A 14,961-nucleotide genomic window follows, 5' to 3' on the forward strand; every position below is an offset into this window, starting at 1 on the left:
ATCGCGACACGGCGCATGTGGCGGGCCCGTGCGGCCCGTGCGTGTGCGGCGATTGCCGGCCGCGGGCCGCGCCGACATGACGCGAAGCGCCGCTCGGCTCTAAAATGCCGGGGTTATCTTCCCGGTGCTTCGCCATGCTTGCCCGCTTTCCCCTGTATCTGCGGCTCGTCCGGATGGACAAGCCGATCGGCAGCCTGCTGCTGCTGTGGCCGACGTTGAACGCGCTGTGGATCGCGTCGGACGGGCACCCGCGCTGGCCGCTGCTCGTGATCTTCACGCTCGGCACGCTGCTGATGCGCTCGGCCGGCTGCGCGATGAACGACTACGCCGACCGCGATTTCGACCGCCACGTGAAGCGCACGGCCGACCGGCCGCTGACGTCGGGCAAGATCCGCGCATGGGAAGCCGTCGCGATCGCGGTCGGGCTGTCGTTTATCGCGTTCCTGCTGATCCTGCCGCTCAATACGCTGACGAAAGAGCTGTCCGTCGTCGCGCTGTTCGTCGCCGGTTCCTATCCGTTCATGAAGCGCTTCTTCGCGATTCCGCAGGCGTATCTCGGCATCGCGTTCGGCTTCGGCATCCCGATGGCGTTCGCGGCCGTGCAGGACACGGTGCCGACGGTCGCATGGGTGATGCTGGTCGCGAACATTTTCTGGTCGGTCGCGTACGACACCGAATACGCGATGGTCGATCGCGACGACGACATCAAGATCGGCATTCGCACGTCCGCACTGACGTTCGGCCGTTTCGACGTCGCGGCCGTGATGGCGTGTTATGCGGCGACGCTCGGCATCTACGTGTGGATTGGCGTGACGCTCGGCTTTGGCCTTGTGTACTGGGCCGGCTGGGCGGCGGCGGTCGGCTGCGCGCTGTATCACTACACGCTGATCAAGGACCGCGAGCGGATGCCGTGCTTCGCGGCGTTCCGGCACAACAACTGGCTCGGCGGCGTACTGTTCGCCGGGATCGCCGCGCATTACCTGCTGGCCGGCAACTGAACCAAGCTGCGCGCCGGCTCGCGTTGCCAATAAAAAAGCGGCCGGGTGGCCGCTTTTTTGTTTCCGGCACCAGCGGAGCCGGCACCCCAGAAGCGCTTACGCGCGGCCGAGCTCGTCGCCCATTTCCTTCGCGCGCGCCTCGGCCGCGAGCGCGCCGCGCACGATCGCTTCCTTCACGCCCTGTGCGTCGAACGACGCGAGCGCGGCGGCCGTCGTGCCGCCCTTCGACGTCACGCGCTCGCGCAGCACGCTCGCCGGTTCGCCCGATTGTGCGGCGAGTTGCGCGGCGCCCGCGAACGTCGCGACCGCGAGCGCGCGGCCCTGTTCGTCGTTCATGCCAAGGCGGCGCGCGGCTTCCTGCAGCGCTTCGATGAAATAGAACACGTACGCGGGGCCGCTGCCCGAAATGGCCGTGACGGCGTCGAGCTGCGCTTCGTCGTCGAACCACACGATCTCGCCGACCGCGCCGAGCACGTTCGAGGCGAGTTCGCGGCCCGCCGCGTCGACGCCCGGCAGCGCGGCGAGGCCCGTCACGCCCATGCCGACGAGCGCGGGCGTGTTCGGCATCGTGCGCACGACGCGGGCGTAGTCGCCGAGCCAGCGTGCGAGGTCCGTGCCGCGGATGCCGGCCGCGATGCTGATCACGAGTTGCGATTTCAGGTGCGGCGCGAGCGCCTGCGCGACGTCCTTCAGCACCTGCGGCTTCACCGCGAGCACGACCGCGTCGTAATCGGCGAGCGTCGCGTCGACGGCCGCGCCGGTGCGCACGCCGAATTGCTGCGCGGCGCGCGCGCGGGCGTCTTCGTTGACGTCGATGGCATACAGGCCGTCAGCGGCGACGCCGCGCTTGATCAGGCCGCCGATCAGGGCCGCGGCCATGTTGCCGCCGCCGATGAATGCGATTTTCATGATGTCGGATTGAGCGAGTGAGTGAACGGAAAGGCGGAAAGGGTGCGGCGTTCAGTGCGCGTAATCGCGCGCGCCGAAGATCGCGGTGCCGACGCGCACGATCGTCGCGCCTTCGAGCACGGCCGCGTCGAGATCGGCGGACATGCCCATCGACAACGTGTCGAGCGGCAGGCCGTCGGCACGCAATGCGTCGAACAGCGTGCACAGCGCGCGATGCGGCGCGCGTTGTGCTTCGGTGTCGCCGGCAGGTTCAGGAATCGCCATCAGGCCGCGCAGCCGCAGCGACGGCAGCGCGGCGACCGCGCGCGCGACTTCGGCCACGTTGGCCGGCGCGACGCCGCTCTTCGACGCCTCGCCGCTGATGTTCACCTGCACGCACACGTTGAGCGGCGGCAGGTGCGCGGGGCGTTGTTCCGACAGGCGCTGGGCGATCTTCAGCCGGTCGACCGAATGGACCCAGTCGAAGCGCTCGGCGACGGCGCGCGTCTTGTTCGATTGTAGCGGCCCGATGAAATGCCATTCGAGCCCCGCACGCAGGTCGGCGAGCGCGTCGATCTTGTCGATCGATTCCTGCACGTAGTTTTCGCCGAATGCGCGCTGCCCGGCCGCATGCGCGGCGCGCACGTCGGCGGCGGGAAACGTCTTCGAGACGGCGAGCAGCGACACGGTGGCGGGATCGCGGCCGGCCGCGCGGGCGGCGTCGGCAATGCGGCGATGAACGGATTCGAGACGGGCGGCGAGATCGGACATGGCGGGCACGGAAGCAGGCACGGAAGCAGGCATGAAGCGGATGCGCCGCGGCACGCGGCGCATCGATCCGCACATTATACGGACGCTGCGCGCGAGGCCTAGCCGTACAGCAAATGCTCGACGAGCTGGATCCAGTGGGCGACCGGAATCTGCGTGCCGCTCTGCAGGTGCGCGATGCAGCCGATGTTGCCGGACACGATCATCTGCGGTTCGAGCGCCTGCAGCTTCAGCAGCTTCTGCTTGCGCAACCGGTACGACAGCGACGGCTGCGTCAGCGAATACGTGCCGGCCGAGCCGCAGCACAGATGGCTGTCGGCCGGCAGCCGCACGTCGATGCCGAGCGTCTCGAGCAGGCGTTCGACCTTGCCGCGCGACTGCTGGCCGTGCTGCAGCGTGCATGGCGGGTGGTACGCGACGGTATGGATCGCGCGGCGGCGCGCGAGCGTCGCGAGTTCGGCCTCGAACGGGAGCAGCACGTCGGAGATGTCGCGCGTCAGCGAGACGATGCGCTGCGCCTTCTCCGCGTAGGCCGGGTCGTCGCGCAGCAGGTGCGCGTATTCGAGCACCGTCACGCCGCAGCCCGATGCGTTCATCACGATCGCCTCGGCGCCCTGCTCGACATGGGGCCACCACGCGTCGATGTTGCGGCGCGCGTCGTCGAGCGCTTCGTCGTGATAGTTCAGGTGCAGGCGGATCGCGCCGCAGCAGCCCGCGTCGGGCGCGACGACTGTCTCGATGCCGAGCGCGTCGAGCACGCGCGCGGTCGCGATGTTGATGTTCGGCAGCATCGACGGCTGTACGCAGCCGGCGAGCATCAGCATCTTGCGCGTATGCGTGCGGTGCGGCCATTCGAGCAGCCGCGTGCGCGGCGGCACCTTGTCGCGCAGCCGCTTCGGCAGCAACGGCCGCACGTGCTGGCCGAGCCGCATCATCGGCGAGAACAGCGCGGCGTTCGGCACGAGGCTCGCGAGCACGCGGCGCACGAGGCGTTGCTGCACGGGGCGCTGCACCTGCGCTTCGACGTGCTTGCGGCCGATCTCGACGAGCCGGCCGAACTCGACGCCCGACGGGCAGGTCGTCTCGCAGCTGCGGCACGTGAGGCAGCGGTCGAGGTGCTGCTGCGTGCTGCGCGTGACGTTCGCGCCTTCGACCATCTGCTTGATCAGGTAGATGCGCCCGCGCGGGCCGTCGAGTTCGTCGCCGAGCAGCTGGTAGGTCGGGCAGGTCGCGGTGCAGAACCCGCAATGCACGCACTTGCGCAGGATGGCGTCGGCCTCGTCGCCGTCGGGCGTGTTGCGGATGAAATCGGCGAGGTTCGTTTGCATCGACTTAAAGATCGGGGTAGAGCCGGCCGCGGTTGAGGATGCGCGCGGGATCGAACGCGCCCTTCAGCCCGCGGTGGATTTTCATCATCGGTGCGGGGAGCGGCGTGAACACGCCCGCGCTGCGGTCGTAGGCGTCGCCCGCGCGGAACAGCGTCGCGTGGCCGCCGGCCTGCTTCGCGCTCATGCGCACGGTTTGCGCATCGGCGTCGGTGATCCACCAGCGCTGCGCGCCGCCCCATTCCATCAGCTGGGTGCCGGGCAGGTGCATCGGTTCGGTGATCGACGGCAGCGCGAGGCGCCACAGCGCGTAGCCGGGCGGGATGCCGTGGAAGAACGGGTCGGTATGCTCGCGCAGGCCGGCCCAGAAGCGCTCGGCTTCGACCGCGTCGACGACTTCGCCGCCGAGCAGCGTCTTCGCGGATTTCACGGCCGCTTCGGCGCCCGACAGACGCAGCACGAGCGTGCCGTTGCGCCACGCGCTCGCGCTGACGGGCAGCGGATGGCCACCCCATTCGTTGAGCTTGCGCACCGCGTCGGTCGCGGTCATCTCGAACTTCAGCGTGACTTCCGCGACGGGCATCGGCAGCACCTTGATCGACAGGTCGAGCATCAGCCCGAGCGTGCCGAGCGCACCGGCCATCAGCCGCGACACGTCGTAGCCGGCGACGTTCTTCACGACCTGCCCGCCGAAGCGCAGCATTTCGCCGCGGCCGTTCATCAGCGTGACGCCGAGCACGAAATCGCGCGGCGCGCCGCAGGTTGCGCGGCGCGGGCCCGCGAGGCCCGCCGCGATGCAGCCGCCGACGGTGGCCGCGCGGCCGAAGTGCGGCGGCTCGAACGGCAGCATCTGACCGCACTCGGCGAGGACGGTTTCAAGCCGCGCGAGCGGCGTGCCCGCGCGGACCGTGACGACGAGTTCGGCCGGGTCGTACGACACGACGCCCTGAAACGCGCGCGTATCGAGTATTTCGCCCTCGAGCGCCTGGCCGTACCAGTCCTTGGTGCCGCCGCCGCGAATCCGCAACGGCCGGCCGTCGGCGCTGGCTGCGCGGATGCGCTCGGCCCATCCGGCGACGATGTCGTCCTCTTCCATGTTCTGTTGCTGCCTCGACTTGTTGTTCGGTCGATTGTACCGGGGTGGCGCGAATCCACATCGCGACTATCCCTAAGCCCGGTATTGCCGGCCGCATGCCCGCGCCGCCGCGCGAACGGGCCGCGCGGGCACGGCAGTACGCCGCGGCCCGGCCGCCGGCGCGGGCCGCGCACCGCGCGCGACGCTCAGAAACGCGGCAGGTCGGGGTGCGGCAGCAGCCCGCCGCGCACGTGCTGGCGACCGTACTCGGCGCAGCGCGCGCGGGTCGGGATGCCCTTGTCGGGGTTCAGCAGCCCCGCCGGATCGAATGCGCGCTTGACCGCGAAGAACGCATCGCGCTCCTGCGGCGAGAACTGTACGCACATCGAATTGAGTTTCTCGATGCCGACCCCGTGCTCGCCCGTCACGCTGCCGCCGAATTCCACGCAGCACTCGAGGATTTCCGCGCCGAACTGTTCGGCGCGGTGCAGTTCGTCCGGATCGTTCGCGTTGTAGAGGATCAGCGGATGCATGTTGCCGTCGCCCGCATGGAACACGTTGATGCAGCGCAGCCCGTAGCGCGTTTCGAGCTGCTCGATGCGCGCGAGCAGCGGGCCGATCGCGCGGCGCGGCACCGTGCCGTCCATGCAGTAATAGTCGGCGGAAATGCGGCCGGCGGCCGGGAACGCGTTCTTGCGGCCCGACCAGTAGCGCAGCCGCTCTTGTTCGTTGCGCGACACCTGGATGCGCGTCGCGCCGTGCTCGCGCAGCACGGCCGTCATCCGCACGATTTCTTCCGCGACTTCTTCCGGCGTGCCGTCCGATTCGCAGAGCAGGATCGCCTTCGCGTCGAGGTCGTAGCCCGCGTGCGTGAACGCCTCGACGGCCTGCGTGGCCGGCTTGTCCATCATTTCGAGCCCGGCCGGGATGATGCCCGACGCGATGATCGCCGCGACGGCCTCGCCGCCCTTGACGACGTCGTCGAAGCTCGCCATCACGAGTTGTGCAGTCTGCGGCTTCGGAATCAGCCGCACGGTGACTTCGGTGACGATCGCGAACATCCCTTCGCTGCCGATCATCACGGCGAGCAGGTCGAGGCCCGGCATGTCGAGTGCGAGCGAGCCGAACTCGACGATTTCGCCGTCGATCGTCACCGCGCGCACGCGCATCACGTTGTGCACGGTCAGCCCGTATTTCAGGCAGTGGACGCCGCCGGAATTTTCCGCGACGTTGCCGCCGATCGTGCAGGCGATCTGCGACGACGGATCGGGCGCGTAATACAGGCCGTACGGCGCGGCGGCTTCCGAGATCGCGAGGTTGCGCACGCCGGGCTGCACGGTCGCCGTGCGCGCGTACGGGTCGACTTCCACGATGCGCGTGAAGCGCGCGAGCGACAGCACCACGCCGAGCGTGATCGGCAGCGCGCCGCCCGACAGGCTCGTGCCCGCGCCGCGCGGCACGATCGGCACTTCCATGCGGCGGCAGATCTGCACGATCCGCTGCACCTGCGATTCCGTTTCGGGCAGCGCGACCGCGAGCGGCAGGCGGCGGTAGGCGGACAGGCCGTCGCATTCGTACGGCGCCGTGTCTTCGTCGCGGTACAGCAGGCAGTGCGTCGGCAGCACGGCCATCAGCGCCTGCACGACTTCGCGCTGGCGCTGCGCGCGTGCTGCGCTCGACAGTTCGACGGGAGCGTTCATGGGGTCTCCTGCAGGAGGCGCGGCGTCGCGCCGGCGTCTCAGCACGTGAAAATCTTGCCCGGATTCATCAGGTTGCGCGGATCGAGCGCGAGCTTGATCGCGCGCATCGTGTCGATCGCGTTGTCGCCGTGCTCCTTCGGCAGGAAGCGCATCTTGTGCAGCCCGACGCCGTGCTCGCCCGTGCAGGTGCCGCCGAGGCGCAGCGCGCGCTCGACGATCCGGTCGTTGATGTGCTCGGCTTCGGCGATTTCCTCGGGCTTGTCGGGGTCGATCAGGATCGCGACGTGGAAATTGCCGTCGCCGACGTGGCCGACGATCGGGCAGGGCAGCGACGACGCGCGCAGGTCGACTTCGGTTTCCTCGACGCACGCGGCGAGTTGCGAGATCGGCACGCAGACGTCGGTCGTCACCGCGCGGCAGCCGGGTTTCAGCTGCAGCATCGCGAAGTACGCGTTGTGGCGCGCGGCCCAGAGCCGGCTGCGGTCCTCGGGGCGGGTCGCCCATTCGAAACCCTGGCCGTTGTTCTGGCCCGCGAGCGCCTGCACGAGTTCAGCCTGTTCCTTGACGCCGGCCTCGGTGCCGTGGAATTCGAAGAACAGCGTCGGCGCTTCGGCGAGCGTCAGGTTCGAGTGACGGTTGATCGAGCGCACGGCGAGCGCATCGACGAATTCGACGCGCGCGATCGGCACGCCGATCTGGATCGTCTCGATCACGGTGCGTACTGCGTCGCCCATCGTCGGGAACGTGCAGATCGCGGCCGACACGGCTTCGGGCAGCGGGTGCAGGCGCAGCGTAATCTCGGTGATCACGCCGAGCGTGCCTTCGGAACCGACGAACAGGCGCGTGAGGTCGTAGCCGGCCGACGACTTGCGAGCGCGCGAGCCTGTTTTCACCGCGCGGCCGTCGGCGAGCACCGCGGTCAGGCCGAGCACGTTCTCGCGCATCGTGCCGTAGCGCACGGCGTTGGTGCCCGATGCGCGGGTCGCGGTCATCCCGCCGATGCTGGCGTCGGCGCCCGGGTCGATCGGGAAGAACAGGCCGGTGTCGCGCAGTGCTTCGTTGAGCGCCTTGCGCGTGATGCCCGGCTCGACCGTCACGGTCAGGTCTTCGGCGTTGATCGACAGCACGCGGTTCATTTCCGACAGGTCGAGCGATACGCCGCCGCGCACCGCGAGCAGGTGGCCTTCGAGCGACGAGCCGGCGCCGTACGGGATCAGCGGCACGCTGTAGAGCGCACACAGCGACACGACTTCGCGCACGTCGTCCGCGCTGTGCGCGAACACGACGGCGTCGGGCAGTTGCGGATCGAACGGCGATTCGTCGCGGCCGTGGTGGGCGCGGACGGCTTCGGCGGTCGACACGCGCTCGCCGAAGGCGGCGCGCAGCGCATCGAGCATGGCGGGAGGAAGCGGGCGGCGCGTGGCGGCCGGCGAGGCGGGGTGATTCACGAATGTCTCCTGACTGCTTGTCAAACTTTCGGCCCATTCTACGCTGTAACGCCCGCTGCGCCCGCCGCCGCGGGCTGCGATAATCGCGTTCAAACGCAACCGGGCCGCATCGCGGCCGCGCATGAGAGGAGATTCGCATGGGCAACCGCTTGAGCAAGATCGCCACGCGCACGGGCGACGACGGCACCACCGGCCTCGGCGACGGACGGCGCATCGGCAAGGACGACGCTCGGATCGCGGCGATCGGCGACGTCGACGAACTGAACTCGAACCTCGGCGTGCTGCTTGCCGAGACGCTGCCGGACGATATTCGCACGGCGCTCGTCACGATCCAGCACGACCTGTTCGATCTCGGCGGCGAGCTGTGCATCCCCGGCCATACGGTGCTCGACGACACGCATCTCGCGCGTCTCGACCAGTGGCTGGCCGACTACAACGCGACGCTGCCGCCGCTGAAGGAATTCATCCTGCCGGCCGGCTCGCGCGCGGCGGCGCTCGCGCACGTGTGCCGGACCGTGTGCCGCCGCGCGGAGCGCTCGATCGTCGCGCTCGGGCGCAACGAAACGCTCAATGATGCGCCGCGGCGGTATGTGAACCGGCTGTCGGACCTGCTGTTCGTGCTGGCGCGCGTGCTGAACCGCGCTGGCGGCGGGGCGGATGTGCTGTGGGAGCGCGGGCGCGTCCGCTAGCGCGCCATGGCGTTTTTGCGCACTGCGACAATTTGTCCGGGGGGCGTCGATTTTCAAACATGTATTGTATGTGCATGTTTAACGGAGAACGAACATGACCCACATCACCGCTGACCAGATGGCCCGTGTGAAGGCCACCGCCCCCGTCCTCGCCGAGCACGGCGCGACGATCACGAAGCACTTCTACCAGCGCATGTTCGCGCGTCATCCGGAACTGAAGAACCTGTTCAACCAGACGCACCAGAAGACCGGCAGCCAGCCCGAGACGCTCGCGAAGGCCGTCTATGCGTATGCGGCGAACATCGACAACCTCGGCGCGCTGGGCGGGGCGGTGTCGCGGATCTCGCACAAGCACGCGAGTCTCAACATCCGTCCCGAGCATTACCCGATCGTCGGCGAGAACCTGCTCGCGTCGATCGTCGAAGTGCTCGGCGACGCGGTCGATGCCGCCACGCTCGAAGCGTGGCGCGTCGCCTACGGCCAGCTCGCGCAGATCATGATCGGCGCCGAAGCCGACCTGTACGCGAACGCCGCGTGGAGCGGCTTCCGCCCGTTCACGGTCGCGCGCAAGGTGCGCGAAAGCGACGAGATCACGTCGTTCTACCTGACGCCCGCCGACGGCGGCGCGGCGCCGTCGTTCGAGCCGGGCCAGTACATCTCGGTGAAGCGTTTCGTCGGCGATCTCGGCGTCGACCAGCCGCGCCAGTACAGCCTGTCCGATGCGCCGCACGGCAAGTGGCTGCGCATCTCGGTGAAGCGCGAGGCCGGCAAGGCGGAAGCGATCCCGGCCGGCAAGGTGTCGACGCTGATGCACGACGGCGTTGAAGAGGGCGCGATCGTCGAAGTGACCGCGCCGATGGGCGACTTTTCGTTGAAGCGCGATGCCGATACGCCGGTCGTGCTGATCTCGGGCGGCGTCGGCATCACGCCGATGATGTCGATGGCGTCGACGCTGGTCGCGCAAGGCAGCAAGCGCGACGTGCGGTTCGTCCACGCATGCCGCTCGGGCGCGGTGCACGCGTTCCGCGACTGGCTGAACGATACGGTGCGCGAGCACGCGAACGTCAAGCGCACGGTGCTGTATGAACTGGTTGGCCCGAGCGATCGCGCCGGCATCGACCATGACCTCGAAGGGCGCCTCACACCGGCGCGCGTGAAGGAATTCGCGCTCGTTCCGGACGCCGACTACTACATCTGCGGCCCGATCGCGTTCATGAAGGCGCAGCGCGACGCGCTCGTCGCGCTCGGCGTCGCGCCGGAACGCGTGAACACCGAGATCTTCGGTTCGGGCGCGCTCGAGTGATGCGCTGACGGAGGTCTCCGGCGAATAAAAAACCCGGCGAGAGCCGGGTTTCGATTTTGTCGCTTGCGGTGTCGCGCAGATGGCGTCAGGCGCGCAGCATCAGCGTCGCGTGATAGCGCCATACTTTCGGATCGGCACTGACGAGCGGCATGCCTTCATGAAGTGCCTGGGCAACCATCACGCGATCGAACGGATCGGCATGGTCCGGGAAATCGGGCAGTGCGGCGACCGCCTCGACGTGATCGCTGCTGATCGGCAACTCCGAGAAGCCGGCGAGCCGGAACGCCGAGCGTGCGTCGCGCGGATGAACGGGCAGGTTGCCCTTGCGGTATTTGATCGCAATTTCCCAGATGGACGCGGCACTGACATACAGGGTGTGCGCGGGATCCTCGATCAACGCGACTGCAGTCGCAGAAAGTTGAGGCGCGCCTTCAGCGGCCCACAGCGCGATATGCGTATCGAGCAACAGTTTCACGGCCCGACCCCGCGCTCCGCGCTGGCATCAAAGTCGGCGGCGATCGATTCGTCGCCGGCATTGAATGCCTCGACGGTGGTCGGGATGTTCAGCCCGGCAAGCAACTGACGGGCCGCACCGATCCGCTTCGGTGCCGCGTAAGGAACGATCCGGGCGACCGGATGACCGTTGCGGGCAATCACGACCTCGGATTCGCGCCCCAATTCAAGTGCTTCGACGAGGCTCGAGAGCCGCGACTTGGCATCGTGCATGTTGACGGTCGGCATGATCACTTCCTGATTAGCTAGGCTGTATTAGCTAGTCTAGCAGAGCCTGGCGCCGACCGCAGGCTGACCGAATGGCCAGCCCGCCGGCAGGCGGGGCCATGACGATTCAGCCTGTTTTCGTCCGTCAGTTCCCGCTGCCGCGCGCAACCCGCCGCGCCTTGACCGATTCCGCGAGGCCTTCGAGCACCTTCACGCTGTCGTCCCAGGCGATGCACGCGTCGGTGATGCTCTGGCCGTAGGTCAGCTCGCAGCCTTCCTTCAGGTCTTGGCGGCCCTCGACGAGGTGCGACTCGATCATCACGCCGACGATGCGCTCGTCGCCCGCCGCGATCTGGCGGCCGATGTCGGCACAGACGGGGATCTGGTTCTCGTGCTTCTTCGAGCTGTTCGCATGGCTCGCGTCGATCATCAGGCGCGCGGCGAGGCCGGCCTTGCCGATGTCCGCGCATGCGGCGTTCACGCTGTCCGCGTCGTAGTTCGGCGTCTTGCCGCCGCGCAGGATCACGTGGCAGTCCTCGTTGCCGGCCGTCGACACGATCGCCGAGTGGCCGCCCTTCGTCACCGACAGGAAATGGTGCGGCTGCGACGCGGCCTTGATCGCGTCGACCGCGATCTTCACGTTGCCGTCGGTGCCGTTCTTGAAGCCGACCGGGCACGACAGCCCCGACGCGAGCTCGCGGTGCACCTGCGACTCGGTCGTGCGCGCGCCGATCGCGCCCCACGAGATCAGGTCGGCGATGTACTGCGGGCTGATCATGTCGAGGTATTCGGTCGCAGCCGGCAGGCCCATCTCGTTGATCTGCAGCAGCAGCTCGCGCGCGGTGCGCAGCCCTTCGTTGATCTTGAAGCTGTTGTCGAGGTGCGGATCGTTGATGAGCCCCTTCCAGCCGACCGTCGTGCGCGGCTTCTCGAAGTACACCCGCATCACGATTTCCAGTTCGCCCTGGAAGCGCTCGCGCTCCTTCACGAGCCGGCCCGCGTATTCGATCGCCGCCTTCGTGTCGTGGATCGAGCACGGCCCGACCACGACGATCAGCCGGTCGTCCATCCCGTGCAGGATGCGGTGCATCGACTGGCGCGAGTTGTAGATCAGCTCGGACGCGGCTTCGGAGCACGCGAATTCGCGGATCAGGTGGGCGGGCGGCGTCAGTTCCTTGAGCTCGCGAATGCGGACGTCGTCGGTATTGTGCGGGGGCATGCTGTTTCTCCTAATTTTCCGGGGCGCCGTTCGGTCAATGCGCGTGCGGCAGATTCATCAATTCAAGCGATTCGGTGGTCTCGGTCGGCGCCGCGGGACCGCTGCGGCGGCGACCGGGTGGCGAAGGGCGAAAAAAAACCGCCGGGTTCGCCGGCGGTTTTTTCGGGAATTTCGGTTGCGCTTTACGCGCCATCAACCCTCTCGATCCGCCAGCGGTCTGAGATACCAGAAAAAGTAAAAATAAAACTTGGCGGACATGACGGAGATTCGGCTCGTCAAAAAAGTTGATTCGGAATTTATACCCCGTCGCCGTGCGGCTGGCAACCGGGAAACGTCGAAAATGCGGATAATCCGCGCGTTTTCTTCAAAATGCGCGGATTGTCTGCGCCGCGATGCGGTTATGCCGTACCGCCGACCGTCATCTTGTCGATCCGCAGGGTCGGCTGGCCGACGCCGACCGGCACGCTCTGGCCTTCCTTGCCGCACACGCCGACGCCCGAGTCGAGCGACATGTCGTTGCCGATCATGCTCACGTACTTCAGCGATTCCGGGCCGCTGCCGATCAGCGTCGCGCCCTTCACCGGGTAGGTGACCTTGCCGTTCTCGATCATGTACGCCTCGGACGCCGAGAACACGAACTTGCCGTTCGTGATGTCGACCTGGCCGCCGCCGAAGTTCACCGCGTACAGGCCGTTCTTCACCGACGCGATGATTTCCTGCGGATCCTTGTCGCCGTTCAGCATGTACGTGTTCGTCATGCGCGGCATCGGCAGCGCCGCATACGACTCGCGCCGCGCGTTGCCCGTGACCGGCATCTTCATCAGGCGTGCGTTCAGCGTGTCCTGGATGTAGCCCTTGAGGATGCCGTCCTCGATCAGCGTCGTGCACTGCGTCGGGTTGCCTTCGTCGTCGATGTTCAGCGAGCCGCGGCGGTTCGGCAGCGTGCCGTCGTCGACGACGGTCACGCCCTTGGCCGCGACCCGCTCGCCGATCCGGCCCGCGAATGCCGACGAGCCCTTGCGGTTGAAGTCGCCCTCGAGGCCGTGGCCGATCGCCTCGTGCAGCAGCACGCCCGGCCAGCCCGGCCCGAGCACGACCGTCATCGCGCCGGCCGGCGCGGGGCGGGCGTCGAGGTTGACGAGCGCCGCGTGCACGGCGTCGTCGACGTAGCGCGACAGGACTTCATCGCTGAAGTAGCCGTAATCGAAGCGGCCGCCGCCGCCGCCGGAGCCGATCTCGCGGCGGCCGTCCTGCTCGGCGATCACCGTGACCGACACGCGCACGAGCGGGCGGATGTCGGCCGCGATCGCGCCGTCGCTGCGCGCGACCAGCACGACGTCGTATTCGCCGGCGAGGCCCGCCATCACCTGCTTGATGCGCGGGTCGCGCCCGCGCGCCATCTGCTCGATGCGCTCGAGCAGCTTGACCTTGGCCGTCGCGTCGAGCGACGCGAGCGGATCGGACGGCAGGTACAGGTCGCGGCCCGAGATGCCTTTCAGCGACGTCGCGGCCTTGATCTTCTGCCGGCCGCCGCCGGCCGCCGCGATCGCCTTGGTGGCCGCGGCCGCCTGCGCGATCGCTTCGGGCGACAGGTCGTCCGAGTACGCGAACGCGGTGCGGTCGCCCGCGACCGCGCGCACGCCGACGCCCTGGTCGATGCTGAAGCTGCCCGATTTGACGATGCCTTCCTCGAGGCTCCACGCTTCGCTGCGGGTGGCCTGGAAGTACAGGTCGGCGTAGTCGACGCGATGCGTGAAGATGTCGGCGATCGTGCGCGTGAGCAGGCTTTCGTCGAGGCCGTACGGCGTGAGCAGGATGTCCTTCGCCAGCGCGAGGTTGCGGATGCCGGGTTCGATGATGTTCATGCGGATATCGGGGTTTCTCAAAAAGTTGTCGGGTGCTGCTGGGCAGATGGGTTGGCCGCGCGGCGTTTCAAGCGGCGCGGCGAATTCAGGTCAGCACGCGGTGCCGCCACGCGGGCAGGCTCTGGCGCACGTCGGCGATGCGCTGCGGATCGATCGCGCCGAGCACGACGCTCGCGCCCACGTCGCGGACCGCGACGATCTCGCCCCACGGGTCGATCAGCATGCTGTGGCCCCAGGTGCGCCGGCCGTTCTCGTGCTTGCCGCCCTGCGCGGCCGCGAGCACGTAGCACTGGTTCTCGACGGCCCGCGCGCGCAGCAGTGTTTCCCAGTGCGCGCGGCCGGTCGTGTACGTAAATGCCGACGGCACGACGATCATCGCGCAGTCGCCCATCCTGCGATACAGCTCCGGAAAGCGCAGATCGTAACAGACCGACAGGCCGACCCGCCCGAACGGCGCGTCGAACGCGACGACCGTATCGCCCGCGCGGATCGTGCGCGCCTCGTCGAACGACTCGTCGCCTTTCTCGAAGTTGAACAGGTGGATCTTGTCGTAGCGCGCGGCCTCGTTGCCGGACGGATCGAACACGAGCGTCGTGTTCAGCACGCGATCGGGCTCGGGCGCCTTCAGCGGCAGCGTGCCGCCGATCACCCAGATGCCGTGGCGGCGCGCGGCGTCGGCGAGGAAGCGCTGGATCGGGCCGTCCTGGTAGGGCTCGGCGAGCGCGAGCTTGTCAGTGTCGCGGTGCCCCATGAAGCAGAAATACTCGGGCAGCAGCACGAGCTGCGCGCCTTCGCCGGCGGCTTCCGCGATCAGGCGGCGGGCTTCGGCGAGATTGCGCGCGACGTCCGGCGCGCTCACCATCTGCAGCGCGGCAACCCGGAACGACGTGGCGGAACGGGAAGGTTCGGTCATCGCGAAATCGGTTGCGTCATAAATGGGGTGCGGTCCGGCAGCGCGCGGTG

14 protein-coding genes are annotated in these 14,961 nt (G+C 68.1%); 3 read left to right on the plus strand and 11 right to left on the minus strand.

Annotated elements, in window-relative coordinates; genetic code table 11:
* Positions 1-134: 134 nt before the first annotated feature.
* Positions 135-998, plus strand: coding sequence for a 4-hydroxybenzoate octaprenyltransferase (ubiA, locus tag CUJ89_RS03590; RefSeq protein ID WP_114176156.1), 864 nt, complete (start codon positions 135-137; stop codon positions 996-998).
* 96 nt (positions 999-1,094) lie between these two features.
* On the opposite strand, the gene proC is transcribed toward ubiA, so the two are convergent.
* The 6 genes from proC to CUJ89_RS03620 all read right to left on the minus strand — a co-directional run bounded on the left by proC (position 1,095) and on the right by CUJ89_RS03620 (position 8,202).
* A complete protein-coding gene (gene proC, locus CUJ89_RS03595) occupies positions 1,095-1,907 on the minus strand; it encodes a pyrroline-5-carboxylate reductase (protein WP_114176157.1) in 813 nt (270 codons plus the stop codon).
* Between the two features lie 51 nt (positions 1,908-1,958).
* Positions 1,959-2,657 (minus strand): YggS family pyridoxal phosphate-dependent enzyme, encoded by a 699-nt coding sequence (locus tag CUJ89_RS03600; RefSeq protein ID WP_114176158.1) that lies wholly within the window; start codon positions 2,655-2,657, stop codon positions 1,959-1,961.
* A gap of 98 nt (positions 2,658-2,755) precedes the next feature.
* Entirely contained in the window at positions 2,756-3,982 is a 1,227-nt protein-coding gene (gene glcF, locus CUJ89_RS03605) for a glycolate oxidase subunit GlcF (protein WP_114176159.1), read from the minus strand.
* Between the two features lie 4 nt (positions 3,983-3,986).
* Entirely contained in the window at positions 3,987-5,075 is a 1,089-nt protein-coding gene (glcE, locus tag CUJ89_RS03610; RefSeq protein ID WP_114176160.1) for a glycolate oxidase subunit GlcE, read from the minus strand.
* A 185-nt stretch (positions 5,076-5,260) separates the two neighbouring features.
* Positions 5,261-6,754, minus strand: coding sequence for an FAD-linked oxidase C-terminal domain-containing protein (locus CUJ89_RS03615; protein ID WP_114176161.1), 1,494 nt, complete (start codon positions 6,752-6,754; stop codon positions 5,261-5,263).
* 38 nt (positions 6,755-6,792) lie between these two features.
* Positions 6,793-8,202 (minus strand): FAD-binding oxidoreductase, encoded by a 1,410-nt coding sequence (locus CUJ89_RS03620; protein ID WP_114178473.1) that lies wholly within the window; start codon positions 8,200-8,202, stop codon positions 6,793-6,795.
* A gap of 137 nt (positions 8,203-8,339) precedes the next feature.
* Between CUJ89_RS03620 and CUJ89_RS03625 the strand changes: the two genes are divergently transcribed.
* Together CUJ89_RS03625 and hmpA are read left to right on the plus strand one after the other, a co-directional pair.
* Complete coding sequence (locus CUJ89_RS03625) at positions 8,340-8,891, plus strand: cob(I)yrinic acid a,c-diamide adenosyltransferase (RefSeq protein ID WP_114176162.1); 552 nt, start codon at positions 8,340-8,342, stop codon at positions 8,889-8,891.
* A 94-nt stretch (positions 8,892-8,985) separates the two neighbouring features.
* On the plus strand, positions 8,986-10,194 hold the full coding sequence (gene hmpA, locus CUJ89_RS03630) for an NO-inducible flavohemoprotein (protein WP_114176163.1): 1,209 nt from the start codon (positions 8,986-8,988) through the stop codon (positions 10,192-10,194).
* A gap of 85 nt (positions 10,195-10,279) precedes the next feature.
* Here hmpA and CUJ89_RS03635 read toward each other — a convergent pair whose 3' ends face one another.
* From CUJ89_RS03635 to CUJ89_RS03655, 5 genes are all read right to left on the minus strand, one after another.
* A complete protein-coding gene (locus CUJ89_RS03635) occupies positions 10,280-10,669 on the minus strand; it encodes a type II toxin-antitoxin system VapC family toxin (protein WP_114176164.1) in 390 nt (129 codons plus the stop codon).
* Positions 10,666-10,935: a type II toxin-antitoxin system Phd/YefM family antitoxin gene (locus tag CUJ89_RS03640; protein ID WP_114176165.1), complete on the minus strand. Its 270-nt coding sequence runs from the start codon at positions 10,933-10,935 to the stop codon at positions 10,666-10,668. Before CUJ89_RS03640 ends, CUJ89_RS03635 begins: the two co-directional genes overlap by 4 nt.
* A gap of 124 nt (positions 10,936-11,059) precedes the next feature.
* Positions 11,060-12,133, minus strand: coding sequence for a 3-deoxy-7-phosphoheptulonate synthase AroG (gene aroG, locus CUJ89_RS03645; RefSeq protein WP_114176166.1), 1,074 nt, complete (start codon positions 12,131-12,133; stop codon positions 11,060-11,062).
* Between the two features lie 398 nt (positions 12,134-12,531).
* Positions 12,532-13,998 carry a metalloprotease TldD gene (gene tldD, locus CUJ89_RS03650; RefSeq protein WP_114176167.1) on the minus strand — a complete coding sequence of 489 codons (1,467 nt, stop codon included), beginning with the start codon at positions 13,996-13,998 and terminating at the stop codon, positions 12,532-12,534.
* Positions 13,999-14,083: 85 nt separating this feature from the next.
* Positions 14,084-14,911, minus strand: coding sequence for a carbon-nitrogen hydrolase family protein (locus tag CUJ89_RS03655; protein WP_114176168.1), 828 nt, complete (start codon positions 14,909-14,911; stop codon positions 14,084-14,086).
* Positions 14,912-14,961 lie beyond the last annotated feature (50 nt).

The organism is Burkholderia pyrrocinia, assembly GCF_003330765.1.
Lineage (GTDB): Bacteria > Pseudomonadota > Gammaproteobacteria > Burkholderiales > Burkholderiaceae > Burkholderia > Burkholderia pyrrocinia_B.

Excerpts from the sequence above, each read along its gene's own strand:
- CUJ89_RS03655 (WP_114176168.1), bottom strand. The coding sequence starts at position 14,911 with ATGACCGAACCTTCCCGTTCCGCCACGTCGTTCCGGGTTGCCGCGCTG.
- CUJ89_RS03600 (WP_114176158.1), bottom strand. The coding sequence starts at position 2,657 with ATGTCCGATCTCGCCGCCCGTCTCGAATCCGTTCATCGCCGCATTGCC.
- aroG (WP_114176166.1), bottom strand. The coding sequence starts at position 12,133 with ATGCCCCCGCACAATACCGACGACGTCCGCATTCGCGAGCTCAAGGAA.
- glcF (WP_114176159.1), bottom strand. The coding sequence starts at position 3,982 with ATGCAAACGAACCTCGCCGATTTCATCCGCAACACGCCCGACGGCGAC.
- CUJ89_RS03625 (WP_114176162.1), top strand. The coding sequence starts at position 8,340 with ATGGGCAACCGCTTGAGCAAGATCGCCACGCGCACGGGCGACGACGGC.
- tldD (WP_114176167.1), bottom strand. The coding sequence starts at position 13,998 with ATGAACATCATCGAACCCGGCATCCGCAACCTCGCGCTGGCGAAGGAC.
- glcE (WP_114176160.1), bottom strand. The coding sequence starts at position 5,075 with ATGGAAGAGGACGACATCGTCGCCGGATGGGCCGAGCGCATCCGCGCA.
- proC (WP_114176157.1), bottom strand. The coding sequence starts at position 1,907 with ATGAAAATCGCATTCATCGGCGGCGGCAACATGGCCGCGGCCCTGATC.
- CUJ89_RS03615 (WP_114176161.1), bottom strand. The coding sequence starts at position 6,754 with ATGAACGCTCCCGTCGAACTGTCGAGCGCAGCACGCGCGCAGCGCCAG.
- CUJ89_RS03640 (WP_114176165.1), bottom strand. The coding sequence starts at position 10,935 with ATGCCGACCGTCAACATGCACGATGCCAAGTCGCGGCTCTCGAGCCTC.
- ubiA (WP_114176156.1), top strand. The coding sequence starts at position 135 with ATGCTTGCCCGCTTTCCCCTGTATCTGCGGCTCGTCCGGATGGACAAG.
- hmpA (WP_114176163.1), top strand. The coding sequence starts at position 8,986 with ATGACCCACATCACCGCTGACCAGATGGCCCGTGTGAAGGCCACCGCC.